Source organism: Paragemmobacter ruber (assembly GCF_009908315.1).
GTDB classification, from domain to species: domain Bacteria; phylum Pseudomonadota; class Alphaproteobacteria; order Rhodobacterales; family Rhodobacteraceae; genus Paragemmobacter; species Paragemmobacter ruber.
Window position 1 is genome coordinate 653326 of sequence record NZ_JAAATW010000003.1, and the last position, 25755, is coordinate 679080.

Genomic DNA, 25755 nt, shown 5'->3' on the forward strand with positions numbered 1-25755 from the left:
ACCCCATGAACACCCGTCACAATCTCCGCGACATCTACCCCCCCACCGGCCCCGAGATCACCGCCAAAAGCTGGCTGACCGAGGCGCCGATGCGGATGCTCATGAACAACCTGCACCCCGACGTGGCCGAAAACCCGCATGAGCTGGTGGTCTATGGCGGGATCGGCCGCGCCGCGCGCACGTGGGAGGATTTCGATCGCATCGTCGCCACGCTGAAGACGCTGAACGATGACGAAACCCTGCTTGTGCAATCCGGCAAGCCCGTCGGCGTCTTCCGCACCCACAAGGACGCGCCCCGCGTCCTGATCGCCAATTCCAACCTCGTGCCGCACTGGGCGACCTGGGATCACTTCAACGAACTCGATAAGCGCGGGCTGGCCATGTATGGCCAGATGACCGCCGGGTCCTGGATCTACATCGGCACCCAGGGCATCGTGCAAGGCACCTATGAGACCTTCGCCGAAGCCGGCCGCCAGCATTACGGCGGCGATCTCAAGGGGCGCTGGATCCTCACCGGCGGCCTGGGCGGCATGGGCGGCGCGCAGCCGCTGGCCGCCGTCATGGCGGGGGCCTGCTGCCTTGCGGTGGAGGTGGACGAAACCCGCATCGATTTCCGCATCCGCACCAGATACTTGGACGCCAAGGCGAAGACGCTGGATGAAGCCCTCGCCCTCATCGCCGACTGGACGGCGAAGGGCGAGGCGAAATCCGTGGGCCTTCTGGGCAACGCCGCCGAGGTCTTCCCCGAACTCGTCACCCGCATGAAACAGGGCGGGCCAAGACCGGACATCGTCACCGACCAGACCTCGGCCCATGATCCCCTGCACGGCTACTGCCCCGTCGGCTGGACCACCGCCGAATGGCGCGCCAAACAGGAAACCGCCCCGAAAGAGGTAGAGAAAGCCGCCCGCGCCTCCATGCGCGCCCATGTTGCCGCGATGGTGGATTTCTGGAACGCAGGCGTCCCCACGCTCGACTACGGCAACAACATCCGTCAGGTCGCGCAGGATGAAGGGCTGGAAAACGCCTTCGCCTTCCCCGGCTTCGTTCCCGCCTATATCCGCCCCCTGTTCTGCAAGGGCATAGGCCCCTTCCGCTGGTGCGCGCTGTCGGGTGACCCCGAGGATATCTATGCCACCGACCGCGCGATGAAGCAGCTTTTCCCGGAAAATGCCCATCTCCACCGCTGGCTCGACATGGCAGGCGAACGCATTGCCTTTCAGGGCCTCCCCGCCCGCATCTGCTGGATCGGTCTTGGCGACCGCCACCGCGCAGGGCTGATGTTCAACGACATGGTGAAATCGGGGGAACTCAAGGCCCCCGTCGTGATCGGGCGCGACCATCTGGACTCAGGCTCCGTCGCCTCGCCCAACCGCGAAACCGAGGCGATGAAGGACGGCTCCGACGCCGTCTCCGACTGGCCGCTTCTGAACGCGCTGCTGAACACCGCCTCTGGCGCGACATGGGTCTCGCTCCACCACGGCGGCGGGGTGGGCATGGGGTTCAGCCAGCATTCCGGGATGGTCATCGTGGCCGACGGCTCTGACGACGCCGCGCGCCGCCTGAACAACGTGCTCTGGAACGATCCGGCCACCGGCGTGATGCGCCATGCCGATGCGGGCTATGACATCGCGCTCGACCACGCCCGGGCGATGGACCTGCGCCTGCCGGGCATACTGGGGAACTGAAACAGGAAGGGGGGCTTTGCGCCCCCCTCTTCGCCTGCGGCGAATTCACCCCCCGCAGGATATTTTCACAACGGGGAAGGCCACTTGGCCCTATCCCCCTCTTTTTCACTCCCCCGCTCCTTCCCCGTTGAGCAAATATCCTGCGGGGGGTCCGAGGGGCGCAAAGTCCCCCGGTCCAACCTCAGGTCCGGGGATTGCCCCCCTCCACTTCGCGCCAGAACGGGTTGGACCATGCCCGCCTTCCCGCCGCGTCGATCACCGTCACGCGCAGCCATGGGCTGTTCAGAAGCCGCGCCAGAGGCACCTCCGTCCGGGTCATGGACGCCCCATGCACCCCCTTCGCCCCTGTCCCCCACCCCTGCACGATCACCGAGGATACGGCGCTGCTTTCCACCACCAGCCTGTCGTCCTCGATCCGCACATCGCGCAATTCCGGCCCCTGCGAGGAATAGAAATCCCCCCGTTTCAGCGCCGCCAGCAGCGCCTCGGGTTCATTCGCCTGCGATTTCACCATCACCCAGCCGCCGAAATGATCGGGCTCGGAGAAATGCGCGTCATCCGTGGCGATCATGGTCAGGTTGCGCCCTTCGGTCAGCAGCAGGTCGGTGATGGCGAAACCGTCCGGCCTGTCGCAGCCGGTGGCGCAGCCATGATTGTAGACCTCCACCGCATGGGCGGCCGTCACCGCTCGCGCATCCGCCAGCGTAAGGCCCGACCATTGCGGATGGGCAATCGCCACGAAGGCCCCCGCCGCGACCGCCCGCGCCGCGATTTCGGCCGCTGTTTCCTGATCGGGGCGCGGCACGAAATCCGGGGAATTGGACGGCGCGAAATCGGGTGGCAGGCCAACGGCGAGGATATGCCACAACTCGCCATTCGCCATCGCCCCAGAGTGAAGTTCCGCCCCGAGGATGGTGGTGAACCCCTCTGTCCGGAACGGCACCGTATCCACGATCGGATAGTCCCACAGCCCCACGAAGTGATCGGTCAGCGCAAGGAAATCATACCCTTCCGCGCGATAGCGGCGACAGACTTCCTCTGGGGACAGAACACCGTCAGACCGGGTGGAATGGGTATGTAGGTTCCCCCGCCAGAAGCGGCCGGGGGCAGTGAAGGCGGAAAGCGGTCGGGTCATGTTCGGCATCCCTCATGAGTCGCCTTCAGAGTAGAACACCCCCCGCAGAAGGGCCGTCTGGTCGCGACCTCGACCACCAAAGGCGACCCGCTGCGACAAAATCGTGAACAAAACACCACAAACTTTGTGGCACGCGGTCTTCACAGATCGGCCTTTCGATCACATGTCTCACGTGGCGCGCGCCGTCTGCCTTCGTTTAACCGCCATCGCGTGGCATCGTGGGGGCCCGGTCGGCGCGCTGGCGATGGATGGGGGGGGACATGCAGGTTCACGCGCCAGAGGCGGGATTTGGGGTGGCAGTGGAAGCGGGCGACGCAGACAAGCTGCCCGTCGCCCAGATGACGGCCCGCGCAACGACGGCGGCGGCCTTTCTCAAGGCCCTGTCGCATGAGGGCCGCCTGATGATCCTGTGCCACCTCTCCACCGGCGAGAAATCGGTGACAGAGCTTGAACGCCTGCTCGACAGCCGTCAGGCCGCCGTGAGCCAGCAGTTAGCGCGCCTGCGGCTCGAAGGGCTGGTCGCCTGCCGCCGCGAAGGCAAGGCGATCTATTATTCCATCCAAGATCCCAAGGTCAGCCGGACCATCGCGCTGGTCTATGACATGTTCTGCTGCGGGGCGTGATCATCCCCGCCCGACAAACGGCATGTCCCGCGCCATGATGGTGAGGAACGGGATATTGGCCGACAGCGGCAGGTTGGCCATGTGCATCACCGCCTCTGCCACATGGGTGACATCCATCACAGGCTCGGCCCGGATCGACCCGTCGGCCTGCAGCACGCCTTGCGGAAAGGCGGCGGCCATCTCGGTCAGCGCGTTGCCGATGTCGATTTGACCGCAGGCAATGTCAAAGCGCCGCCCGTCCAGCGCCAGCGTCCGTGTCAGCCCCGTCACCGCATGTTTCGACGTGGTATAGGGCGCCGATCCGGGGCGCGGCGCATGGGCCGAGATGGACCCGTTGTTGATGATCCGCCCCCCCTGCGGCGATTGCCGCCGCATCTGCCCAAAGGCCGCCCGCGCGCAAAGGAACATGCCTGTAATGTTCACCTCGCACAGCCGCAGCCAATCTTCGACCGGGATCTCGTCGATCGGGGCGGCCTTGGCCGAGATTCCCGCATTGTTGAACAGCACATCCAGCCGCCCCCAATGCCGCGCAAGCTGTGCAAAGGCGCGATCCACCTGATCGGGCTTGCCCACATCGGCGGGCAGGATCAACGCCTGTTCCCCCGTCGCGGCCCCCTGCGCGGTTTCTTCCAGCGCGTCCGCGCGGCGCCCCATCAGCGCCACGCGCCATCCCGCCGCAAGGAAGGCGCGCGCCGTGGCCCGGCCGATGCCGCTGCCCGCGCCGGTGATCAGGATGGTCCGGGTCATGTATCCTCCGTTTCGGCATAGTCGTACTTCATCAGCCAAAGAAGGCAACGCTCCACCTGCGAGGGCGCGCGACCCAGAGCGGCGGCCAGTTCCGCCGCCGTGGCCGCGTCCCGCGCCGACAGGGCGGCGCCCACGGCCTCTACCGTCTCGGGCGTCTCGAAGATGCGCTTGGTCGCGGGGTAATCGCGCAGGGCCATCATCTGCACAACCGGCAGGCTGTTGCGGCCGGTCCAGCGATAGCGCGCCGTCTTCGACAGTTGCACCGTCGGGAAGGCCTGAAACAGGGCCATGGGTGACGGCGCGACCGGCAAGCCGGCGGCAGGAAGCGGGGGGTGGCGCGCGGGATCGGCGTGGCGGCGGCGGGCATCGAGATCGGCAAACAGGTCCTGCATCACCGGGACCACCACCTTCCAGTCGAACAGCGCCCGCGCCCGCGCCCGCCCCGCCGCTCCCATCGCCGCCCGCAGATCGCCATCCGTCATCAGCCGGCGCACGGCCTGCGCCATCAGCCCCACGTCGATCCGCGTCACGGCAGAGACCTGGCTCAGATACTGGATGTAGTTGTCGGTGCCCCCGTGATAGCGCTGCCCCGGCACGGTCACATGTTCGGGCCGTGCGCCCGTGGTCGGGATGCGGAACCCCGTCCCGTCGGCCACGGTATCCCGGATGCCATCCCAATCCGATGCAACGACTGGCAGCCCCGCCGCCATCGCCTCGACCGGGGCGATGCCAAAGCTTTCCTGAAGGTTGTCGATCGGAAAGAGAAACATCTCGGCCGCCGACAGCGCAGCCAGACGGCGCGCAGCATCGCGATGGGGCAGATGATGCAGCGCGACATCCGGCATCACGTTGCGCGCAGGGTCAAGAAAGACGCGCCGCGAATAGCCATCCGGGAAATCCCCATACAGGATCAGGTGCAGCCTCCGCCCCGCCCCCGCCTGCGCGCGCTGCAGGGCCAGATAGACCGGAAGGGGATCAAATTTCTCATGCGGGCTCAGCCGCGCCACGATCAGCGCCACGCAATCACCCGCCGGAATGCCAAGTTCGGCCCGCAGCGCCAGCCCGGCCGCGGGATCGGGTTGAAATGCATCACAATCCACGCCCAGCGGGATTACGGGCAGTTGCGGCCGGGGCGGCAGCACCCCGCCAAAGCGCTGCGAAAGGAAATCGTCGATCAGGTCCATCTGCAGGCCGACCGCCGCCCGTACCGCGCGCGAGGTGCAGATGATCGCGTCCCATTCCGCCTGTGGCGCGGCGCGCAGGTGCCAGAGCCCCTCCATCACCGCTTTGGTCGAGATGGTATGGGTGATCCCGCAGATCGCATAGGCCGTGGCGCCCCACTGGCTTCGCCGCCAGGCTTCGGTCGCGAAGTTGGGGCCGGAGATGAACAGACTGCCCACAGGGGCGATGGCGCGGGCATTCTCCAGCCGCTCCACCCTGGCGGGGATGTCCGGGCGGGCGGACCCTGCCAGATCGCGGAACACCTGCGCATCGGTCGGCCCATGGGTCAGGGCCAGCCATTCGGCCACCTCGGCATGGCGGAACCAGCCGCGCAGGAAGCTGTCCCCCGCCATGCGGCGCCCGTTCACCCCTTTGGCCGGATCATAGCCATCCGGGGCGAACCAGATGGCTGCGTTGCGCGCGGGATCGGCTGTCACGGCATCCTCCGGCGCATCCAGAGCCACGGCGTGGGCGTGGACCGCCATTCCCACAGCAAAAGCAACCGATCCAGATCGCCAAGGCCGTGGGACCAGTCCGGCAGGCCGCTGTCATCAATCCGGCGCTCGATCAGGCGGATGTCGTGGGTGGCGGCAAAGCGTTGCGACAAAAGGGAAAGAAGCCCGGGTCTCATGCCTTCATGCACCTCGACCAGCAGATCGACGCGCGCCAGATCAGGCGCGGCAACGGGATCGAGCAGGTCCCCTTCCCCGCTTTCGATATCGCAGATGATCACGGTCCGCCCCCGGATCAGGCTGGCGATGCTGCTGGGCACCACCGCGCCACCGATTTCCAGCCGCGCCTCCACCCCATTGGCGCGGGCCAGTTCGGCACAGGCGACCTGGGCCTTCGGATCGGTGTCGCGCGCGATCACCCGCGCTTGCGGCATGCGCAGCGCCAGCCCGACGGCGTAATACCCTTCTGCCGAACCGATATCGACGACCGTATCATAGCTTTCCGTCACGATCTCCTCGATCACCGGGGCGAGGCAGGCCTCATAGCAACCGATAAGGCGCGGGTTGCGCGCACCCTCAGATGTCGGCAGCGCGTAGAGCATGCCCTTGAACGGCCCCGCCAGCACGCGGTTCCCGGACCGCTCGACCAGCACCTGCTCCAAGGCCTGCGCCCGCCACTTCGCCAAAAGGCGCAGCGCGGCATTCAGGCGTTTCGGCGTCGGCTCGCCCGACAGCAGCTCCGTCACCCTGCGCCACACGCTTCTGCTTAGTTGCATCGTTACCACCGCACCCGCGACACTTCTCACCAGGATCATGCTAGGATGCCACGCTTGCCCGGTCCAGCCTGCGGGCCGGCGCGCAGGATGCTTGACGCCCGCTGCGGCAACAGGGCATCAGGGGAGGGTGAAACAGTGCAAGGGTCGCGGATGAAGGTGGATCGCAAGGCAGAACGGCCGCGCGGGGCCTCCGATCTCTGGGGAAGCGTTCCCTTAGCGCTGAAACGCCATATCAGCCCCCATGGTCAGGTCACTGCCGTGTCGATGATGAAGGACGAAGGTCCCTTCGTGATCGAATGGGTCGCCCATCATCTGGCCGTCGGCTTCACCGATCTGGTGGTCTATACGAATGACTGTTCCGACGGCACCGACGACATGCTCATCCGGCTGGAGGAGCTGGGGCTTGCCCATCACCGCCGCAACGTGATCCCCGAAGGCCTGCGCCCGCAGCCCAGCGCGTTGAACCACGCGCAGGAAGAGCCGGTTGTGGGCAAGTCCGACTGGGTCATGGTCTTTGACGCCGACGAATTCCTGTCGATCCGATATGGCGACGGCACGCTGGACGACCTGATCACCGCCGCCAAGGCGCAGGATGCCAATGGCATCGTGGTCACATGGCGCATCTTCGGATCGGGCGGCGTGGTGGATTGGTCGCGCGCCCCGGTGACAGAGCAGTACCTCTATGCCGCGCCGCCGATGTGGAACAAGGGCTGGGGCGTCAAGACACTCTTTACCTTCGATCCGGACTACTGGAAGCTGGGCATCCACCGGCCCAAGATGAAGAACCGCCACATCGACACAGGCTTTCCCGACACGGTCAAATGGCTGACGGGATCGGGGCGCGAGATGGAGGATTACTTCAAGTTCCGCGGTTGGCGGTCCATCACCCGCACCATCGGCTATGACTGGGTGCAACTGAACCATTACGCCGTGAAATCGGTGGACAGCTACGCCATCCGCAAGATGCGCGGCAACGTGAACAACAAGAAAGACAAATACAATTCCGACTACTGGTCGCTGCAGGACCGCAACGAGGTGTTTGACGACACGATGCTGCGCTATTCGGACCGGCGTAACGCGATCATGGCGCAGCTTCTGGAAGACCCGGTTCTGAACCGCCTGCACCACGCCGCCATCGACCGCGCCGAGGCGCGGCTGGCCGAGCTGAAGCAGACCGAGGCCTATCACGAACTGGTGGCCGATCTGGCCCGCGCCTCGGCGGTGCCCATCACCCAGATCACCGCCAAACCCCCGCAGGCGCGCGACAAGGAAAAGATCGCGGCCCTGATGTCGGATGTGGAAAAGCGCCGCAACGCCAAGGCGAAAGAGGACCGCAAGGCCGCCCCCGCCGCGCCAAAGCCGCCGATCACGCCGATGGGCAGCTATGTCACGGGCCGCATCGACGCGGCATTGGAGGCGCCGATGGACTGGAAGGCGAACCACGCGGTCGACGTGCCGATGGATCCGCGCGTGTTCACCCCGCCCGCCCTTCTGGTGATCGAGGCGGGCAAGTTTGAACGTGGCCTTGCGCGGCGGATGCCGCAGGTGCTACCCAAGGACGCGACGCTGCTGGTGGTGGGTGCGGGATGCGGCTTCTTGCCGGTGCATCTGTCGCGGGTGCGGCCCGATCTGGCCATCGTGATGCAGGAAAGCGAGGCCGGACTGCATCCTGTCATCACCCGGCTCTGCGCGCGCAACGGGCGCGCCTTCGACGACCGCTTTCGCCTGATCGACGGCCCGCTGGGCAAGGATGGGCTGGTCTCGCTGGTGGCCGTACATCGCCCCGGCGCGGTGATCCTTGCCGATGCGGGGCTTGGCCCCGACGACCTGATCGCCACCCTGCCCGCGGTTGCGCCGCTGCCCGCGCAGCTATTTCTGACCGGGCGCTGGATCGAGGCATGGCATCCCGACGTGGCCAGGGTTGAGGCCGCGCTGGCCGAGCGCGGCTGGCATGGACCGCAATTCGGCTTCGATCCTGTCCTGACCCGCGGCTACGGGCGTGTCGCAGGCCCCACACCCCCCACCGATGCGCGCGGATGACCCCGATTTTCTGGACAGCGCCCGCCCCCATCGGGCATCCTTGTGACAACGAAGAAGAAGCCCCCATCGGGCAATGTGAGGCATGATGTCAGTACCCCAGCGCCGTCCCGTCGCATCCCTCTGGATTGGTGAGACGCTCCACTACCTTAACCAGATCTGCCTGTTGTCGCATGTGCGCAACGGACATCCGACGATCCTGTATTGCACGCATGAGGTGAAGAACGTCCCCGAGGGCGTCGAGGTGCGCAAAGCCACCGACATCATGAAGATCGACATGGACATCGTGTCCCAGACATCGGAATCCTTTCTGTCCAACGTCTTTCGCTACAAGATGATCAAGACCATCGACGCGGTCTGGATCGACTGCGACGCCTATTGCCACAAGCCCTTTCCCGACGAGATGGATAACATCTTTGCCGGTCACGGGTTCCGCGGCGCGCTGAATTGCGGGGTGGTCTATATCCCGCCGAAGGGCGAGTTGATCGACCAATTGCTTGACTACTATGAAAACCTGCCCGAAGCGCCGGCATGGTTCAACAAACAGCAGCGCAAGAAACTGGAAAAACAGGATCGCAACCTGCCGCAGGCCGTGCGCATCTACAATGCCGAGCGCACCGCTTTCGGCCCGCAGGCCTTTACATGGTTTGCCCAGCAGACCGGCGATTATGACAAGGCGCTGACGCCGGATTACCTCTATCCGGTGCCGTTCCAATTGAACGACGTGTTCTATGATCCCTATGGCCGGGTCGAGGGGCATTTCACCGACAACACGCTGTCGGTCCATCTTTACACCAACGGGACGAAACCGTGGTGGCGCAGGAACCCGCCGCTGCCCAACAGCTATGCCGCGCGCATGTGCGAAGTGGAAGGCGTGGACCCGACCAAGGCCTTGGAGGAATGACCGCCTGCCTCTATTCGGCCATGCGAAACGAAGGGCCGGATGTCGTTGAATGGGTGGCATGGCACCGCTTGATCGGCTTTGACCGGATCGTTGTGTGGACCAACGATTGCACCGACAAGAGCGACGAATTGCTCGATGCCCTTCAGAATCTCGGCTGGGTTGAACACCACCGTCATCACCCGGCGGCCGGGGCATCGGTGCAGGGTCAGGTCGCAGAACACGCGCTGCGCTGCCAGACGATTGCATCTGCCGAATGGCTAATGTGGCTGGATGCCGATGAATTCCTTGTCGTGAAACAGAAAGATGGTCGATTATCCGATCTTCTTTCGGTACTTTCCGATGCGGATGGAATGGCGATCAATTGGCGCCTATTTGGTGACAGCGGTTACGACCACAGCCCGCCAGCGCCTGTGACGGAGAGTTTCGTTCAGGCGTCGCAACTGCGATTTCGGTTGAACCGCAGTGTCAAGACGATCCATCGCATGGATAAGCGAGTGAAGGAGCTGTTCATACATCGCCCGGTCTGGCACCGGGATGCCCTACCCGCGATACGGCTGCTCGCCGGGGACGGGCGGCCCCTGCCTGAAAGTTTTGTATATGGAATAAAGGACAACGGGAACCCGCAGGAAATGGTCGAGAAAGGCCGTCAAAGCTGGAAAATTGCCCAGATCAACCATTACGCCGTGAAGGCGCTGGAAAGGGTGGCGGCAAAGCGGCTGCGGGGGGATGGGCTTTATGCAAATTGGTCCGATCGCTTTGATTTCCGCTACTTGAAGCGGTTCAATAAGAATGACGAAACAGATACAACTGCGCACCGGCATTTGCCCGAATTGAAGGCGATGATAGCGCAGGCCCTGTCAGACGCAACGGTGGCCTCGGCCTATCGCGCTTGTGAGCAAGCGTTTAGTGCCATGCTTGCCGACTTGGGGCAGCAGACCCAGTTTCTTGCGAAAGACCGCTATGGTTTATCGGCTGGTTGATCCGCAGATGCATCTTTCCGGCGCTTGCTGCGGCGCGGGATGATGAGAAAATTCTCATTTGCGCGATAGCGGCGGTATCGAGATTTCACGGAGTACCCGTTGGTTTCCACCCAAGCGAGGAATGCCTCGCGATTTTCATTGTCCACTTCGATAAATATCGTCGGCTTATGTGCGGCAATGGTCTCGACAAGCCCTTTTAGTACGCGGATTTCCATACCCTCCACGTCAATCTTGAGAAAGGTCGGCGCTTCACCATGCAGAAGCTCATCGCCGCAGACGACCCGCAGTTCACCGGCGCCTTCGACCATGCGACCACCACCCAGATTTCGAGAAGGTGCGTCGATGTGAAGACCTTCTGCCGCCACATCGGACAGCCCATAACCCAGATGAGAAAGGTCGCAAATTCCAAGGACGCCGTTCAGACCCAGATTTGCGCGCAGATGCTGAATGGCTACAGGGTTCGGTTCGAAACAGATGACCTTTTTCGGATACAGAAATTTGGCGACATAAAGGGAATGGTTGCCGATATTCGCCCCGATATCTGCAAACACAGCGCCGGGTGGACAGGCAGCACGGATGATTTCCAGTTCTTCCTCCTCATAAAACCGCCCGGCGCGATGATGCTTCTGGATCGCGTCGCGCGGATTGGTGACGTTGAAGAAAATTGGTTCTCCCCAGATTACATTGCGCACTGTAATACCGGGTAAAGACTGGCAGAGGCCACCGTCCGCAGTGCTGCCGTCGGCATTTGTCGGTCGCATGTGCAGGAACCTATTCTTATACTGTTTCTGTTGACTGATCTTTGTCAGAGGCGGCAAGGAACTTGCCCACCTGCGCGATGCGCCGCACGCCGGCGTGTCGGGCCAGCATGTCCTTGGCGAAGCGCGAAAGCTTGTGTTCCTTCACGATCTCCCAGTTGCGGTAATGCACGGTGAAGATCTCGCGGTCCTGTGGCAGGGGTTCACCCCGCTTGCGACCGCCAAGGATATAGTGCTGTTCCTTGGGCAGGATGTGCCAGTTGAGCCCCGCCTTGCGGATCGCCAAGGGCAGCGTCATCTGATCCAGATAGGGCCGCTTTGCCGGGATCTCGGGATCCGCCTCGATCCGGGCAGCAACCTGCATCCAGACCTCGGGGAAGCGCAGCCCTTCGGCGTTGCGATGGTGTTCGGGGAACACAAAAAGGCCGGAACTGAAATAGGGCATCCGGTCCTTGCCCCCCGTCTGGTTCATCAGACGGATGCGTTCTTCGGGCATGTCCATCCCCGCCCTCTTGTAGATTGACGGCCAGATACCCTGCCCCGCCCAGCCCATGGAAGCGGCGGGGGTCAGGCTGACATGGCCGGGATGGACAAAGTTCGCTGGATCATTGGGTCGCAGGAAAAGGATGTCGGAATCCAGAAACCCGCTGAACTCTGTCGCGCGTGGCTGCAGGGCGGCGATCATCTTGTTGCCATGGGGATAGGGCGGGTCGAACCTGCCTTCGGTTTCCATCGCCCGCAGGGGGCAGCCCATGCGCGCAAGGATCGTTACGACGTCCGGGTCCACCTCGGCCATCCGATGGGCAGGGCAATAGCCGACCATGCCGACCTTGTCGCCGAACGCTTCGCGGATGGACGCGGCAAGATAGCAGGCCATGACCTGATATTTCTGCGGCTCCACGATGAAGAAAAAGGTCAGATCGGGCATCAGGCTTCCTCGTCATCGGCATGGCGTTCGCCCGGGCGCAGCGGGCGCAGGCTGCCGCCCCGGCGTTCGGTGAATTCGGCCAGAAGGGCAGCCATGCCCTTGGCATCCGGCAGGCGCGGACGGAAGGACTTGGTCACGTAGCCCTGCGCGGCCAGCGCGGCGAACAGCGCGGCAAAGTCAATCTCGCCGACAGAGCGGAAATCGACGCGGTCTGATCCGCCCGACACCCAATCGGTGCGCACGACGTCGATCACATCCAGCGCCACATCGCAGAACGCGCGGAACTGGCGTTGGTAATCCGCCGCCATCGCCTTGGACCGGCGCAGGATCATCGCCACGCGGGTGCCGGGATCGGTGACATATGCCGCCAGATGCAGCGCCGATCCGTCCAGCGCGACGATGCGTTCGGCCGCGCGGTAGCGGGCGATCTGCACATCGACGGGGTGCTTTTCGGGATGGAAGATCTCATACCCCGCACGGGCGAGGTTTTCCTCGATCACCGTCTCGCCCAAGATGCCGCCGCGCTGTGCGGCAAGGCGGGCGCGCGAGATGTAGAGCTTCTTGCCCCCCTCGGGGGCGACCGCCGCCCGCAGACGGCCCTGCATGAAGGCGCGGTAGGCGGGGCTTCCCGCATAGCGTTCGGCCCAGCCAAAGCCCAGTTCGGGGACGAACAAACGCTCTACCCGCAGCGGGGTGCCGAAGGTACGCACGGGGATGTCGATCCCCAGCAGACGGTAAAAGCGATCATGCCCCTCCATCACCCGCTCGATCGCCCCGACCTCGCCCCGATAGGGCAGGTAGAGGATGCTTTCGGGGGCGGTGGGCAGATGGTCCATCGCCCAGAGGCGCGCGGTGGACTCGACAAGGAAATGGCCGAAATGGCCCCGGAAGTTACCACCGAAAAGATGCGTGCCGGGAAGTGGCGTGATCGGTTCGTCTGGCCGCAGCGTGGGGGCGGGCATCGGGCGGCGGGCCCGGATCCAACCCTGCGACAGGGCGCAGAATTCGCCATCCGCGCGCAGGACCCCGGCGGCAAGCTTGGCGTCCCCGTCGCGTTCCGGCACCACGATTGCCTGCGCGAGGTCGAGGATCAGGCCTTCAAACGGCGGCTGCGGCGCGCCGTCCGTCACCACGATGCGGCGTTCGGGTTCCGGCGGCACCACAGGCGCAGGGGACGCCGCAGCAGCGGGATCGCCCTTGCGCAGGCGGCGCGCCTCGCGGCGGGCATAGCCGCTTTCGGGATTGGTGCGCAGCAACGCCTTTACCGCGCCGGGAAGAAGGCGGCTGTGGCCACGCGCGGTCACCTCGGCCACAAGGGACCGCTGCCAGGCCACGCCGGCGCGACGGGCGCGGAAGGTTTTCCAGAAGGCGGGCCAATCCGGGGTTCCCCGCAGGACACCTTCGATCAGTTCCTGCAGCCCGCCCACCGCCTTGATCTGACGGATCGCCTTATGCCCCATCAGGGGCACCGGCACATGCCTTACCCCAGCGCCCACGATGCGCCGCGCATGGGCGCGGTCTTCGGGAACGAAGGGATCATAGACCAGCGTCACCTCGGCCCCGGAGCGGCCGGCCTCGGCCCCGTCGAGATGGGCGGGGGTGGACCAGTCCCATTTGCGCTGCGCATAGCGGTAGCGCCGTTCGAAAGGCGCAAGGTCGTGCGACAGCGTGCTTTGCGGGCTGAAAGCCAGCACCGCAGCGCCGGGGACCATGGGCGCATAGGCCAGCGCAGAGAACCCGCCCATCGAGGCGCCGACAAAGACGATGCGGCGAAAGCGATCGAACAGCCCGGCCGCGCGCAGGGCAGCGATCAGGGCGGGCGTATCGGGGTTTCGGTACCAATCCTTGCGGCTGGCCATCAGACCCAGAAGCGAGACGCCTGCCTGCTCCACCCTCCAGCGGAGCCACGGTTGGGGCGGATCGTATTCCCCGATGGAGGACAGATTGTCGAAGGTGACGGCAAGGATATCCGATCCGGCCCGTGCCTCGAACCATGCGTCCACAAGACCGCCCCGGTAAAGGAAGCGGTCCGTCTGCACCGCCTGGGCGAGGTCCGTCATTTCGGGCGGAATCTGAACGGTGACCTTGCGGACGCGCCGTTCCTCGGGCGTCTCGTCGTTCATGTGCGGCGCATCCGTGCGGCCGCAGGGCCCGTCTGACCGCGCCGCTTCGATCTGGCCCTGTGCTGTGCCTGTCCGGGGTACTGATACATGGCCCCACTCACCCTTCTGCCCGTTGGCCTGCCCGCCGATCCGCCCTTCTGTCCATGCGGGGCGTGTGATGGTTTGGACGATAGGGGTCAAACGGGCATGGGTCAAACTGCGTGTCCGAAAGGGCGTAAAGGAAGGCCCGACTGTGGCGCGCGGATTTCACCGGATCGCGCGGTGGTTTGCCAAACGGGGGTTGCAACAGGGATGCGGCCACAACCCCTGATCGAGTTGCGCGGCTGCGCTTGCGCAAACCGGCATCTTTCCGGGGGCGGAAGTCCCCTGCGCGGTGGGGTTGTTGCGAAATCTTCTTTTGCGTCCTTCGCGAATCGTGCCACGAATAGTGGCAAGACCGGCAACAACGCACGGTCCTGAAACCATGTGCCGGACACTGGCACAGGGCCACACCATGGGGAGCCAAGATGAAGAAAACCTATTCTCGGATCGACCGCCGCACATTGCTCAAGGGCACCGCGCTGGGGATCGGCGCGCTGGCCGCACCCGCCATCGTGTCGCGCAAGGCGCTGGCATCTTCGGGCGAGCTGAACTTCACCGGCTGGGCCGGCTATCCGCTCTTCGCGGAAAAGGTCTTTCCCGCCTTTACCGCCGCGACCGGCATCACGATCAACTTCAAGGAACTGCCTGATCAGGACACGATGTTCGCCGATGCGAAGGTCGCGCTGGAGGCGGGCGGGATCGACCTGATCGAGCCGACGATCGACCGGGTCGGTGCGTGGAACGACAATGGCCTGCTGGGTGCCTTCGACGAATCCAAGCTGGCCATGGCCAACTACCTGCCGGGTCTGGCGGATGGCGCTGCGGGGGAACGGTCGCGCAAGGATGGCGCGCTACTCTATGTGCCGTCGGTCTGGGGCACCGAGTCGCTGGTGGTGAGCGAGGCTGACGCCGTGCTGTCGGACCCGCCGTCGCTGGGCGATCTGTTCAAGGCCGAGAACCAGGCCGTGCTGCGCCCCCATTCGGCGCTGGCCGCGATGGGCCGCTGGCTGGATGCGCAGGGCAAGCTGCCGCGTCCGTGGATGGATGGCTATACCGACATGGCGGCCATGGCCGAACTGTGGGATATCGCGCTGGCCGAGGCGACCAAGGCCAAGGGCAACGTGGTGCAGTGGTGGTCGGGCGAGAACGAGGCCAATGCCGGCTTCACCGCCAATGGCGCGACCGTGGGCCTGTGCTGGGATTCGACCGGCTTCAACCTGCGCAATGATGGCTACAAGTACCTCGCCCCGGTGGAAGGTGCCTTTGCGTGGCATCAGGGCTTTGTCCTGATGAAGAACGCGCAGAACGTGGATCAGGCGCATGAATTCGCGAAGTGGATCTCGTCGGCGGAAGGCGCGGCGATGTGGGCGACGGCCTTCTCGGCCAACCCGGTGGGCAAGGGCGCGGCAGATCTGATGGATCCCGAAGTGTCGGCCTATTACAACGGCACCTTCAACGACGAGGCGCTGTCCAAGCTGTGGTGGTGGCCGGACCAGTCGGCCGAATTCCTCGCCAAGCGGGCGGAATACGCCGACAAGTACAAGGCCGCCTGATCGGCCGCGCACGACAAACACGCCGGGCCATTGGTCCGGCGTGTTCATTTGTCGGGCATCGGCGCCGCACCTGGACCGATCCGGGGGCGCAATCTGGCGATACACATTGCACCCCGGCAGGGGCCTGCTAGCGTTACGTCAACGAAAACAAAATCACGACAGGGGACCACGACGCGATGAGCGCCGGAATTGATCTTGAAAATGTCAGCTGCGACTTCGGCACCTTTCGCGCGGTGGATCATGCGAATGTCTCCATCAAGCCGGGCGAGTTCTTTTCTTTCCTCGGGCCGTCGGGCTGCGGCAAGACCACGATCCTGCGGATGGTGTCGGGCTTTATCGAACCCACCCAAGGCGTGATCCGCATCGGCGGCAAGGACATGCGCGGCCAGCGGCCCAACCAGCGGCCCACCGCGCTGATCTTCCAGAACCTTGCGCTGTTTCCGTTGATGTCGATCTGGGAAAACATTGCCTTCGGGCTTGAGGTGCGCGGGGTGGACAAGGCCACGCGTCGGGCGAAGGCTGAGGAATTGCTCAGGCTTGTGGATTTGCCGGGGGCGGCGGACAAGATGGTTTCGCAACTGTCGGGCGGGCAGAAGCAGCGGGTGGCGATCGCCCGCGCCTTGGCGGTGGAGCCGCAGGTGATGCTTCTGGACGAGCCGCTTTCCGCGCTGGACCTGAAGCTGCGCCAGCACATGCGGGCTGAGCTGCGGGCGATCCAGAAGCGGACGGGGGTCACCTTCATCTACATCACCCATGATCAGGGCGAGGCGCTGGCCATGTCGGATCGGGTGGGTGTGATGAGCCATGGCCGCATCCAGCAGATCGCCGATCCGCGCGACATCTACAACAATCCGGTGAACGGCTTTGTTGCGTCTTTCGTGGGCGAAAACAATGTGTTCGAAGGTGATCTTGGGGCGGTTTCGGATGGCATGGCCACCCTGTCCACGCCGCATGGGCAGTTCCGCGCGCGCATCAATGCGGGCGTGTCGGGCAAAGGGGTAAAGCTTTATGTCCGGCCTGAACACACGATCATCAGCGCCGCCGCGCCGCCTGAGAACGGGGTGCACGGGACGGTGCACGAAGTATCCTTCGAGGGGGCCTTCATCGCCGTTCATGCGGTGTCGGACAGTGGCATGAAGATGGTGGCCGAGCTGCGCAATGACGGATCGCAGGTGGTTCCGGCCATCGGCGATCAGGTCTGGATGGGATTTGACGCGCAGCGCGCGGCGATCCTGCCCGATGCCGACACCAAGAGGTAAGCCATGCAGGATCTGATCCGCCGCTACGGATTGGGGCTGACGGGCCTGATGTGCCTGATCGTGGCCTTCTGGCTGTTGATGCTGGTGATCATTCCCAACATCACGCTGTTTGAAAGTTCCTTCCGCCCCTATCTGCCGGTCACCGAGATCGGGGGGCCGCGCGACACCTATTCCTTCGACAATTACCTGAAGGTGTTCGACGGCAGCATCGAGACCACCTTCCTCGGCATCCCGATCACGGTGCCGGTCCATGTGATGACCTTCTTCCTGACGATCTGGTATTCGGTCGTCGTGACCGTGATCTGCTTCGCGCTGGCCTATCCGATCGCCTATTACATGGCCAAGATCGTGAACCCGCGGTCGCTGCCCACGATCCTGCTGCTGCTTTTCGTGCCCCTGTGGGTGTCCGAAGTGCTGCGCGCCTTCGCGTGGTGGATCATCCTTGCCTTCAAGGGGCCGCTGAATTCGCTTTTGCTGTTCATCGGCGCGATCGACAAGCCGGTGCGCTGGATCACCGATTACGACGCGGTCATGATCGGGCTGGTCTATACCTATATCCTGTTCATGCTGTTCCCGCTCTACAATGCCATCTCTTCGCTGGACACCAACCAGATCGAAGCGGCCGAAGATCTGGGCGCGCCGTGGTGGAAGATCCACTGGCGGATCGTGCTGCCCCATGCCAAGCCGGGGGTCGCGTCGGGTTCGGTGATGGTGTTCATGCTGTCGGCCGGGTCCCTGCTGGTGCCTTCGATCCTTGGATCCACAACATCGCAATGGTTCACACAGACCATTCAACAATGGATGAACGATGCGCTCGACTGGAATACGGCCTCGGCCTATGCGTTCCTGCTTTTGTTCCTGTGCACCCTCTTTGTCAGCGTGGTGATGTGGATTTTCCGCGTCAAACTGTCTGATATCGCGAAGTAAGGGGGGCGGGACATGCACAAGCTTCGACAGAACCTTGCCCATCTCTACATGGCGGCCTTCCTGATCTATCTGCTGATCCCCTTGGCCGTGATGGCGGGGGCCGCGTTCAACGACAGCCGGTTGCCCTCCATCGTGCCATGGAAGGGCACGACGGGGCGGTGGTTCGTGGAACTGGCCGCGGATGAGCGGATGTGGGTGGCCTTCCGCAACACGATCCTTGTGGCGCTGGCGGTGGCGGTGCTGGCGGTGATCGTGGGGACGGCGGCGGCGATCCTGATCAACTCCATCTCCGGGCGGATGCGGTCGGTGATCTATGGGTTGATGATTTCCACCATCCTGATCCCGGGTGCGGTGATCGGCATCTCGACCCTGCTCATGTGGAACAAGCTGGGCGTGCCGCCGGGGCTGCATCTTTCGGTGCTGGGGCAGGTCAGTTACATCGCCGCCATGGTGATGCTGCTGGTGCTGGCGCGGTTGCAGAGTTTCGATGCAGCGCTGGAGGAAGCGGCGCTGGATCTGGGGGCGAGCCACGCGCAGGTGATGCGCCGCATCCTTCTGCCGCATCTCTACCCCGCGATCGGGGCGGGGGCGGCCGTGGCCTTCTTCCAGTCGATCGAGAATTTCAACGTCACGCAGTTCACCCGTGGCGGGGCGGATACGCTGACCGTCTATGTGTTCTCCAAGGTGCGCGCGGGGATCACACCGACGATCAACGCCTTGGCGGTGATCATGATCGGGATCACCATCGTGGCGGCCATCCTGTACGAAGTGCGGCGGCGGCGGATCGAACGTCTGATGGCGCGTGGGGCGGAAGAATAATCTCGCGCGTCCCCGCGTGAGACGGGTCTTGGGGAGGGGGGGCAATTCCGCCCCTCCCCCAAGCCGGAAAGCGGCCCAAAATCAGCCTCTTGACCTGTGCCGACTGTGCCGCTTGCCGGGCAGCAACGTGTGCAGTTGTCTGTGGTCACGCACAGGACGGCGCGTTTCCCAATGGGAAAGGTTTGATCCGCGATACTTTCGAGCGCGCGCGGGTGGATGGCGGCTTGACGCCGGGCGGCCCGCAACTGGTATGATGACCTGCTGAGTTTGAATTGGGATGCAGGCGTCATGGCATATCGCGGGGTTCTGATCGGCTGCGGCTTCTTTGCGCGCAACCACATGGCCGCCTGGGCCGATATCGCCGATGTCGATATCGTTGCTGTCATCGACCGCGATCCGGCCCGGGCCGAAGCCTATGCCCGCGATTTCGGCATCCCGCGCTGGGGCAGTGATGCCGAGGCGCTGCTGGCCGAGGTAAGGCCTGTTTTCGTTGATATCGCAACGACGGTCGCATCCCATCGCGCGCTGGTGGAACTGGCGGCCCGCCATGCGCGGCTGGTGATCTGCCAGAAGCCCTTTGCCGAGACGCTGGAGGATGCCACCGCCATGGTGGCGGCCTGCGCGGCGCAGGGCGTGCAGCTGGCGGTGCATGAGAATTTCCGCTGGCAGCGCCCGATCCGCGAGGTGAAGGCGCTGCTCGATCAGGGCGCGATCGGGACCCCGCGCTGGCTGCGGCTGTCGTTCCGGCATGGCTATGACATCTATGCCAACCAGCCCTATCTGGCCGAGGTGCGCGATCTGGCGCTGACGGATATCGGGTTGCATCTGTTCGACATGGTGCGCCACCTGATGGGTGATGCCGTGCGGCTGTCCTGCGAGGTGCAGCGTCGCAATCCGCAGGTGGCGGGGTTTGATGCCTTTCACGCGGTGCTGCGACATGGGTCAGGCGCGGTGAGCAGCGTAGAGTGCAGCTTTCATTCCCAGCGGTCGCCCGATCCCTTTCCGCAAAGCCTGCTGGTGGTGGAAGGCGATAGCGGGACCATCGAGGTGACGGAGGGGTTCCGTCTGCGTCTGCACCGGCCGGGCGGCGTGGAGGAGCGGGATGTCGAACCGCCCTGCCCCGTCTGGGGCGCGCGGCCATGGCACCTGATCCAGGAGTCAGTGGCGGCGTTTCAGGCGCAATTGCCCGCCGCCCTGTCCGGCGGGGCGGAGATGGAACCGTCCGGGGCGCATAACCTGCAGACGCTGGCCATGGTGATTGCCGCGATCCGGGCGGGCGATACCGGCGAGACGGTCACGCTTTAGCGCCAGCCGTCCGGGCCGCGCATCCACTGCGTCTGGGCGTCGGGCTGGAAATGGCCGTCGCGCGTGGCGCGGTAATGGGTGATGGCGGCGCCGTCTTCGGTCAGGTCGATGAGAGAGAAGGCATTGCCATCCTTGCGCGTCCGGGTGGACAGGCAGGTGCCCGCCTGAACCGACAGGATGCCCGGCGCGGCAGAGAGCGGGGCGACATGGGTGAAATGCAGATGGCCCGAAAGCAGCATCTGAACCCCCATTTCGGCAAAGGCGCGGATGGCCGCATCGGCCCCTGTCAGCGATGGCGCCTCACCCTCGGGCGGTTCGGGGGGGTGGTGCAGGGCCACGATGCGGCGACGATCCCCCGCGCGGGCAAAGAGCGCGGCGAGCCGATCGAGTTGCGCAGATCGGATCTGGCCATCCTTCCAGACAAGAGGATTGGCGGTGTTGATCCCTGCGATGATGGCGCGGGGGGTGGTCACCTCGGCCTCGAGCGGCAGGGACAGGCCCCGGTGCCAGTTGCGCCAAGGCGCGATCAGGCGCAGCGGCAGGTTGAAGAGCGGCGCGTCATGATTGCCCGGGATCGCCAGAACCGGCGGCGGGCAGGCCGCAAGGAACCGGCGCGCGGCGGCGAATTGCGGCGGGCGGGCGCGCTGTGTCAGATCGCCCGAGACGATTGTGACATCGGGGGAAAGATCCCGCAGCAGCGCGGCCAGCGCCTCGGGCAGGCCCGGCACATCAGTGCCGAAATGCGGATCGGACAGATGGATCACGCGCGTCATGGGGTGACGCGATCCCCGTCATCGGGGATGATGATGGACAGCGCGTCGGGCAGGATCTCGAATTGCAGGGGCGCCAGCATCTTGCGCTTTTCGCCGTCGAAGGCCACGCGCGGGCGGCGCTTGGCGGTGTGGATCGTCATGCGGTGGGCGCTGAACAGCTCGACATCCGTGCCCGGCACCAGTCTTTTCCGCGCAAGGTGGAAGGCCACCTTCATCAGGTGCCAGCGCGTGCCGGTGCGGGCGACGAAGACGGCGAAACGGTCATCGCTGATGATGTCGGCACCCGAAAGGCCGAAGCGTTCCAGCTGATAGGCCGAGCGGGCGATGAAGATGAGCGGGGTGCGCAGGGCGCGGGTGCCGTCCTCGGTTTCGATCCGGAAGGAGGGCGTACGCTGCGCCCGCAGGATGGTGGCGAGCACGGTCCAATAGGCCAGCACGCGAAAGCGGCCGTAGCGGGCATACATCGCCTCACGCTCCGACAGGATGCGGGGATAGAGGCCGAGGCTGACATTGTTGAGAAAAAGCTGGTCATTCACCGTGCCCACGGAGATGCGGTGCGGGTGTCCGGCGAGGATGGCGCGGGCGGCGGCCTCGGGGTCTTCCGACAGGCCGAGACCGCGGGAGACGAAGTTGAAGGTGCCAAGCGGCAGGATGGCAAGGTGCGCCTGCGTGCCGAGAAGCGCCTGCGCGATGCCGGTGACGGTGCCATCGCCGCCGGCGGCGACGATGGTGGTGAACCCATCCGCCAGCGCCACCTTGACCGCATCGGCGAAAGTCTGGCCTTCGGTCAGGCGGCGCAGGGGGACATCGGGGCCGAACACCGCCATGGCCTTGTCGATGGCCGTGGCGTCGCGGCTGGCACGCCCCGATCCGGGGTTGGCGAGGACACAGAGCGTGGCGGGATCGACTGGCATTGCGGAAAGATAGCGGGATTGCCCGTCGATGGAAGGGCTAGCCTGCGGCCAGCGTTTCGAGAAGCCGGGCCACGCCTTCGGCGCCGGGATCGTTGAAGCCTGCCAGTTTGTCGGCCGACAGATAGGAGGCGCGGCCCGCCTTGGCGCGGGTCATGCCTGCGGTGGCATCCGCCCCCTTGCGCGCGGCGGCGGCGGCGGCGGGCAGGCCTTGCGGCAGGGCGGCCAAGGCGGGGGCCAGCGCGTCGATCATGGTGCGGTGGCCGGGCGCGGCACCCCCCACCTGCATCACGCGATCAAGCCCGGCAGAGAGCGCGCCGATCCAATCCTTGCCGGAGGCAGAGGCATCGCCAGCAGCGGCGAAGAAGATGGCGAGCAGCACGCCGGACGATCCGCCCATCGTCTGCGCCAGTTCCACACCGATGGCGCGGTAAAGCTGCGTGGGATCGGCCAGCGGCAGGCGGTCCAGCGCGGCTTGCAGCGCGCGGGCGGCCCCGGCGAGGGTGGAGCCGGTATCACCATCGCCGGACTTGGCATCGAGCGCGTTCAGATCGGCTTCGCAGGCGATGAGCGCATTGCAGCAGCGGTCAAGCAGCGCGCGGCGGGCGGGATGGGCGGATGGGACAGGCTGGATGGGGGCGAGGCCATCCGGCAAAGGCCGCGTGAGGACAGGGCTGAGGGTGGCCAGCGGCGGCCAGGATGGCGGGGCGGCGGGGGCGCCGAGGTGGGCGACCTCTTCCGCCGTCACAGGCAGGAGCGATACGGAAAAGCCGTGCATGTCGAGCGAGGTCATCAGGGGCGCAGGACCGATCATCCATTTGATGCGCGCGCCGATGGGGGAGCGGGCCAGTTCTTCGGCCAGCACCGACATCTCAAGGGGCGTGGTGGCGCCAAGGTTGTTGAGAAGCGCCACATGGTCACCCTGCCCCGTATGCGGCATCAGCTTTTCCGCCACCATCTGCATGGCCGAGCGCGCGCCCGAGAAATCCACCTGTTCGATCCCGGCCTCGCCATGGATGCCAAGGCCAAGTTCGGCCTTGCCCGCGGCGATACGGTCTTCCTTGGGCGAGCCGGGGACGGTGCAGGTGTCCAGCGACATGCCGATGGAGATGGCCCCGTCGATCACGCGGCGGGCGGCGGCGGTGATGGCGTCGAGGTCGGCCCCGGCTTCGGCCATGGCGCCTGCGATCTTGTGGACAAAGAGGGTGCCCGCCACGCCGCGCGCCTGCGGCAGATCGGGCAGCGCCACGTCATCATCGACGATGACCATGGACACCTTCAAGCCGAAGGCGCGGGCGCGTTCGGCGGCAAGGCCGAAATTCAGCCGGTCGCCGGTATAGTTCTTGACGATCAGAAGGCAGCCCGCCTTGCCCGTGACGGCGAGGATGCCGGCGAGGACGGCATCGACAGAGGGCGAGGCAAAGACATCGCCACAGACGGCGGCGGTCAGCATCCCCTGCCCCACGAAACCGGCATGGCTGGGTTCATGCCCCGACCCGCCGCCCGAGACGAGGGCCACCTTGGAGCGGTCCCAGTCGGTGCGGACCACGACCTTGATATGCGGATAGCCATCGAGCCGCGCCAGCCGCCCGTTCGAGGTGCGGATCAGGCCATCCAGCGCCTCGGTCACGAGGGTTTCCTTGCTGTTCATGAACTGCTTCATGGCGGGCTCCTGTCAGATGCGGTTGCCGCTGGCGTCGAACCAGAGCGGGTTCTCGGGGCGGATGGAGAGGCTGTCGCCGGGGGCGAGCGGCGTGTGGGGATCGGCCAGGGTGACGATCTCATGCGGCTTGAGCGTCAGGTGCAGGCGAGTCTGGTCGCCCAGATGTTCCACGCGCCGCACGGTGGCGGGCTGGCCTTCCCCGACGGCCACATGTTCGGGGCGCAGGCCGATCTGGGCCGCCCCGGGGCGGCCCGGACCGAAGGCATCGGCGGGCAGGAGGTTGATGCGCGGCTGGCCCAGACGGCTTGCGACATAGGCCGAGACGGGGTTTTCGTAGATGTCGCGCGGGGTGCCGAACTGCACGAGCCTGCCCTGATCCAGCACGCCCACATGGGTGGCCATGGTCATCGCCTCGATCTGGTCATGCGTCACATAGAGAAAGGTTGCCCCCAGTTCGGCGTGGATGCGCTTCAACTCCACCCTGAGGTCGGCGCGGAGTTTGGCATCAAGCGAGGAGAGCGGTTCATCCATCAGGTAGATGCGCGGATTGCGCACCAGCGCGCGGCCGATGGAGACGCGCTGCATCTCGCCCCCCGAAAGCTGGGTGGCCTTGTTGTCAAGCTTGTGGGCGATGCGCAGCACCTCGGCCACCTCGCCCACCTTGCGGGCGATGTCGGCCTCGGGCCAGTTCAGGACAGGGGATCGCAGCGGGAAGGCGAGGTTGTCGCGCACCGTGAGGTGGGGGTAGAGCGAGTATTGCTGGAACACCATGGCCACGTCACGTTGGGCAGGTGTATCGGCAAGGACCGAACGGCCGGCGATGGCGACATCGCCGTTGTCGGGGCGGTCGAGCCCCGCGATCAGGCGCAGGGTGGTGGTCTTGCCCGCCCCGGTGGGACCGAGCAGCACCACGAAGGCGCCGTCGGGAATGGTCATCGTGACATCCGACAGGGCGCGGGTTGCGCCGAAGGATTTGGTCAGGCCGGACAGCGCGACTTCAGCCATGATGCACCCCCGCATTCGCCGCCGTGCGGAAGGCGCGGCCTGAGTTTGCATCAAACAGCGCGAGGGTGCGCGCGTTCAGGCGCAACCCCACCTTTTCGCCCACCCGCGCCACCTGCCCCGAGGGGATGCGCGCCTTGACCGGCCCATGCGCGGTGGAAAGCGTGACGATCTGGGTGGTGCCCAGATATTCCGCCGCCTCCACCCGCCCGCGATAGAGCGCGTCATCGGCCAGCGTCACATGTTCCGGGCGCACCCCAAGGACCAGGGCGCCGGCGGCATCCTCTTGCAGTTGGGGCAGGTCCATCACCGTATCGCCCAGCGCGATGCTTTGCGCCCCCGCGCGGGCCTGCCCGTCGAAGCGCAGGAAGTTCATGGCGGGGCTGCCGATGAAATCGGCCACGAAGAGCGTGGCGGGATGGTCGTAGATTTCCTGCGGGGTGCCGAACTGTTCCACAACGCCGTGGTTCATCACGACGATCTTGTCGCCCATCTGCATCGCCTCGAGCTGGTCATGGGTGACATAGACGGTGGTGGCGCGCATCCTGTCATGCAGGGCGCGCAGCTCTTCGGCCATGTGTTCGCGAAACTCGGCGTCCAGCGCGCCGAGGGGTTCGTCCATCATGAAGGCCTTGGGGTTGCGCACGATGGCGCGGCCCAGCGCCACGCGCTGGCGGTCGCCGCCCGACAGCCCGCCCACGGGTTTGTCGAGGATGTCTTCGATCCCGAGGATGCGCGCCACCTCGGCCACCTTGGCGGCGATCTGGGACTTTGGCACGCCCTGCGACACCAGCGGATAGCTGATGTTGCGCCGCACGTTCAGATGCGGATAGAGCGCGAACATCTGGAACACCATGGCGATGTCGCGCTGGCTGGCGGGTTTCTGGCTGACATCTTCGCCGTCGATCAGGATCTCGCCCGATGTGGGCAGTTCGAGCCCCGCGATCATGCGCAGCGTCGTCGTCTTGCCGCAGCCGGAGGGGCCGAGCAGCATGAAGAATTCGCCATCCCGGATGGTGAAGCTGGAGCCCTTGACGGCGGTGAAGGCGCCGAATTCCTTGCGCAGGTTTCGGATGACGATTTCGGCCAT

Annotated in this window: 22 protein-coding genes; 10 read left to right on the forward strand and 12 right to left on the reverse strand. The window is 65.1% G+C overall.

All coding sequences use genetic code 11. The features are described from left to right. Positions 1-5: 5 nt before the first annotated feature. Complete coding sequence (hutU, locus tag GU920_RS15395) at positions 6-1688, forward strand: urocanate hydratase (RefSeq protein WP_161767948.1); 1683 nt, start codon at positions 6-8, stop codon at positions 1686-1688. A gap of 181 nt (positions 1689-1869) precedes the next feature. Here the strand turns inward: hutU and GU920_RS15400 are convergent, their stop codons facing one another. Continuing rightward, entirely contained in the window at positions 1870-2823 is a 954-nt protein-coding gene (locus GU920_RS15400; protein WP_161767949.1) for a PHP domain-containing protein, read from the reverse strand. A gap of 338 nt (positions 2824-3161) precedes the next feature. Here GU920_RS15400 and GU920_RS15405 point away from each other — a divergent pair, with 338 nt between their 5' ends. Continuing rightward, complete coding sequence (locus GU920_RS15405) at positions 3162-3446, forward strand: ArsR/SmtB family transcription factor (RefSeq protein ID WP_235933351.1); 285 nt, start codon at positions 3162-3164, stop codon at positions 3444-3446. Here the strand turns inward: GU920_RS15405 and GU920_RS15410 are convergent, their stop codons facing one another. Genes GU920_RS15410 through GU920_RS15420 form a run of 3 tightly spaced genes read right to left on the reverse strand, consistent with a single transcriptional unit; the run spans position 3447 to position 6612 of the window. Further along, the gene (locus tag GU920_RS15410; protein WP_161767951.1) at positions 3447-4193 is read right to left on the reverse strand and encodes an SDR family oxidoreductase; all 747 of its coding nucleotides are present in this window, start codon (positions 4191-4193) and stop codon (positions 3447-3449) included. Continuing rightward, positions 4190-5899, reverse strand: a complete 1710-nt coding sequence (locus GU920_RS15415; RefSeq protein ID WP_161767952.1) for a glycosyltransferase family 4 protein — start codon at positions 5897-5899, stop codon at positions 4190-4192. Before GU920_RS15415 ends, GU920_RS15410 begins: the two co-directional genes overlap by 4 nt. Continuing rightward, a complete protein-coding gene (locus GU920_RS15420; RefSeq protein WP_161767953.1) occupies positions 5848-6612 on the reverse strand; it encodes a hypothetical protein in 765 nt (254 codons plus the stop codon). Before GU920_RS15420 ends, GU920_RS15415 begins: the two co-directional genes overlap by 52 nt. Positions 6613-6792: 180 nt before the next feature. Between GU920_RS15420 and GU920_RS15425 the strand changes: the two genes are divergently transcribed. The 3 genes from GU920_RS15425 (at position 6793) to GU920_RS15435 (ending at position 10563) form a co-directional block, all read left to right on the forward strand. Continuing rightward, positions 6793-8682 carry a glycosyltransferase family 2 protein gene (locus GU920_RS15425; protein ID WP_235933327.1) on the forward strand — a complete coding sequence of 630 codons (1890 nt, stop codon included), beginning with the start codon at positions 6793-6795 and terminating at the stop codon, positions 8680-8682. Between the two features lie 82 nt (positions 8683-8764). Then, complete coding sequence (locus GU920_RS15430; protein ID WP_235933328.1) at positions 8765-9583, forward strand: hypothetical protein; 819 nt, start codon at positions 8765-8767, stop codon at positions 9581-9583. Then, on the forward strand, positions 9580-10563 hold the full coding sequence (locus tag GU920_RS15435; RefSeq protein WP_161767954.1) for a glycosyltransferase family 2 protein: 984 nt from the start codon (positions 9580-9582) through the stop codon (positions 10561-10563). Before GU920_RS15430 ends, GU920_RS15435 begins: the two co-directional genes overlap by 4 nt. Here the strand turns inward: GU920_RS15435 and GU920_RS15440 are convergent. The 3 genes from GU920_RS15440 to GU920_RS15450 are packed head-to-tail and all read right to left on the reverse strand — an operon-like array spanning position 10542 to position 14372. Beyond that, positions 10542-11324, reverse strand: coding sequence for an FkbM family methyltransferase (locus GU920_RS15440; RefSeq protein ID WP_161767955.1), 783 nt, complete (start codon positions 11322-11324; stop codon positions 10542-10544). The genes GU920_RS15435 and GU920_RS15440 overlap by 22 nt on opposite strands. A 16-nt stretch (positions 11325-11340) precedes the next feature. Further along, complete coding sequence (locus tag GU920_RS15445; protein ID WP_161767956.1) at positions 11341-12249, reverse strand: hypothetical protein; 909 nt, start codon at positions 12247-12249, stop codon at positions 11341-11343. Further along, positions 12249-14372 carry a glycosyltransferase family 61 protein gene (locus GU920_RS15450; RefSeq protein WP_161767957.1) on the reverse strand — a complete coding sequence of 708 codons (2124 nt, stop codon included), beginning with the start codon at positions 14370-14372 and terminating at the stop codon, positions 12249-12251. Before GU920_RS15450 ends, GU920_RS15445 begins: the two co-directional genes overlap by 1 nt. A 506-nt stretch (positions 14373-14878) precedes the next feature. Here GU920_RS15450 and GU920_RS15455 point away from each other — a divergent pair. The 5 genes from GU920_RS15455 (at position 14879) to GU920_RS15475 (ending at position 20316) form a co-directional block, all read left to right on the forward strand. After that, positions 14879-16006, forward strand: coding sequence for an extracellular solute-binding protein (locus GU920_RS15455; RefSeq protein WP_161767958.1), 1128 nt, complete (start codon positions 14879-14881; stop codon positions 16004-16006). Positions 16007-16182: 176 nt separating this feature from the next. Beyond that, the gene (locus GU920_RS15460; protein WP_161767959.1) at positions 16183-17265 is read left to right on the forward strand and encodes an ABC transporter ATP-binding protein; all 1083 of its coding nucleotides are present in this window, start codon (positions 16183-16185) and stop codon (positions 17263-17265) included. A gap of 3 nt (positions 17266-17268) precedes the next feature. Continuing rightward, positions 17269-18192, forward strand: a complete 924-nt coding sequence (locus tag GU920_RS15465; protein ID WP_161767960.1) for an ABC transporter permease — start codon at positions 17269-17271, stop codon at positions 18190-18192. Positions 18193-18204: 12 nt separating this feature from the next. Continuing rightward, a complete protein-coding gene (locus GU920_RS15470; RefSeq protein ID WP_161767961.1) occupies positions 18205-19011 on the forward strand; it encodes an ABC transporter permease in 807 nt (268 codons plus the stop codon). Positions 19012-19299: 288 nt separating this feature from the next. Next, entirely contained in the window at positions 19300-20316 is a 1017-nt protein-coding gene (locus tag GU920_RS15475) for a Gfo/Idh/MocA family protein (protein WP_161767962.1), read from the forward strand. On the opposite strand, the gene GU920_RS15480 is transcribed toward GU920_RS15475, so the two are convergent. The 5 genes from GU920_RS15480 to GU920_RS15500 are packed head-to-tail and all read right to left on the reverse strand — an operon-like array spanning position 20313 to position 25755. Next, positions 20313-21089 (reverse strand): metallophosphoesterase family protein, encoded by a 777-nt coding sequence (locus GU920_RS15480; RefSeq protein WP_161767963.1) that lies wholly within the window; start codon positions 21087-21089, stop codon positions 20313-20315. The two genes, GU920_RS15475 and GU920_RS15480, sit on opposite strands and share 4 nt — an antisense overlap. Continuing rightward, complete coding sequence (locus GU920_RS15485; RefSeq protein ID WP_161767964.1) at positions 21086-22003, reverse strand: diacylglycerol/lipid kinase family protein; 918 nt, start codon at positions 22001-22003, stop codon at positions 21086-21088. The genes GU920_RS15480 and GU920_RS15485 overlap by 4 nt, the downstream gene beginning before the upstream one ends. Before the next feature lie 37 nt (positions 22004-22040). Beyond that, positions 22041-23663, reverse strand: a complete 1623-nt coding sequence (locus GU920_RS15490; RefSeq protein WP_161767965.1) for a dihydroxyacetone kinase subunit DhaK — start codon at positions 23661-23663, stop codon at positions 22041-22043. 12 nt (positions 23664-23675) lie between these two features. After that, positions 23676-24668: an ABC transporter ATP-binding protein gene (locus GU920_RS15495; RefSeq protein WP_161767966.1), complete on the reverse strand. Its 993-nt coding sequence runs from the start codon at positions 24666-24668 to the stop codon at positions 23676-23678. Further along, entirely contained in the window at positions 24661-25755 is a 1095-nt protein-coding gene (locus GU920_RS15500; protein WP_161767967.1) for an ABC transporter ATP-binding protein, read from the reverse strand. The genes GU920_RS15495 and GU920_RS15500 overlap by 8 nt, the downstream gene beginning before the upstream one ends.

Coding starts and splice junctions, on each gene's coding strand:
- GU920_RS15485 (WP_161767964.1), bottom strand. CDS start 22,003: ATGCCAGTCGATCCCGCCACGCTCTGTGTCCTCGCCAACCCCGGATCG.
- GU920_RS15430 (WP_235933328.1), top strand. CDS start 8,765: ATGATGTCAGTACCCCAGCGCCGTCCCGTCGCATCCCTCTGGATTGGT.
- GU920_RS15410 (WP_161767951.1), bottom strand. CDS start 4,193: ATGACCCGGACCATCCTGATCACCGGCGCGGGCAGCGGCATCGGCCGG.
- GU920_RS15465 (WP_161767960.1), top strand. CDS start 17,269: ATGCAGGATCTGATCCGCCGCTACGGATTGGGGCTGACGGGCCTGATG.
- GU920_RS15475 (WP_161767962.1), top strand. CDS start 19,300: ATGGCATATCGCGGGGTTCTGATCGGCTGCGGCTTCTTTGCGCGCAAC.
- GU920_RS15400 (WP_161767949.1), bottom strand. CDS start 2,823: ATGACCCGACCGCTTTCCGCCTTCACTGCCCCCGGCCGCTTCTGGCGG.
- GU920_RS15450 (WP_161767957.1), bottom strand. CDS start 14,372: ATGAACGACGAGACGCCCGAGGAACGGCGCGTCCGCAAGGTCACCGTT.
- GU920_RS15495 (WP_161767966.1), bottom strand. CDS start 24,668: ATGGCTGAAGTCGCGCTGTCCGGCCTGACCAAATCCTTCGGCGCAACC.
- GU920_RS15460 (WP_161767959.1), top strand. CDS start 16,183: ATGAGCGCCGGAATTGATCTTGAAAATGTCAGCTGCGACTTCGGCACC.
- GU920_RS15490 (WP_161767965.1), bottom strand. CDS start 23,663: ATGAAGCAGTTCATGAACAGCAAGGAAACCCTCGTGACCGAGGCGCTG.
- GU920_RS15500 (WP_161767967.1), bottom strand. CDS start 25,755: ATGGCCGAAATCGTCATCCGAAACCTGCGCAAGGAATTCGGCGCCTTC.
- GU920_RS15440 (WP_161767955.1), bottom strand. CDS start 11,324: ATGCGACCGACAAATGCCGACGGCAGCACTGCGGACGGTGGCCTCTGC.
- hutU (WP_161767948.1), top strand. CDS start 6: ATGAACACCCGTCACAATCTCCGCGACATCTACCCCCCCACCGGCCCC.
- GU920_RS15445 (WP_161767956.1), bottom strand. CDS start 12,249: ATGCCCGATCTGACCTTTTTCTTCATCGTGGAGCCGCAGAAATATCAG.
- GU920_RS15480 (WP_161767963.1), bottom strand. CDS start 21,089: ATGACGCGCGTGATCCATCTGTCCGATCCGCATTTCGGCACTGATGTG.
- GU920_RS15415 (WP_161767952.1), bottom strand. CDS start 5,899: ATGGCGGTCCACGCCCACGCCGTGGCTCTGGATGCGCCGGAGGATGCC.
- GU920_RS15470 (WP_161767961.1), top strand. CDS start 18,205: ATGCACAAGCTTCGACAGAACCTTGCCCATCTCTACATGGCGGCCTTC.
- GU920_RS15455 (WP_161767958.1), top strand. CDS start 14,879: ATGAAGAAAACCTATTCTCGGATCGACCGCCGCACATTGCTCAAGGGC.
- GU920_RS15425 (WP_235933327.1), top strand. CDS start 6,793: ATGAAGGTGGATCGCAAGGCAGAACGGCCGCGCGGGGCCTCCGATCTC.
- GU920_RS15405 (WP_235933351.1), top strand. CDS start 3,162: ATGACGGCCCGCGCAACGACGGCGGCGGCCTTTCTCAAGGCCCTGTCG.
- GU920_RS15435 (WP_161767954.1), top strand. CDS start 9,580: ATGACCGCCTGCCTCTATTCGGCCATGCGAAACGAAGGGCCGGATGTC.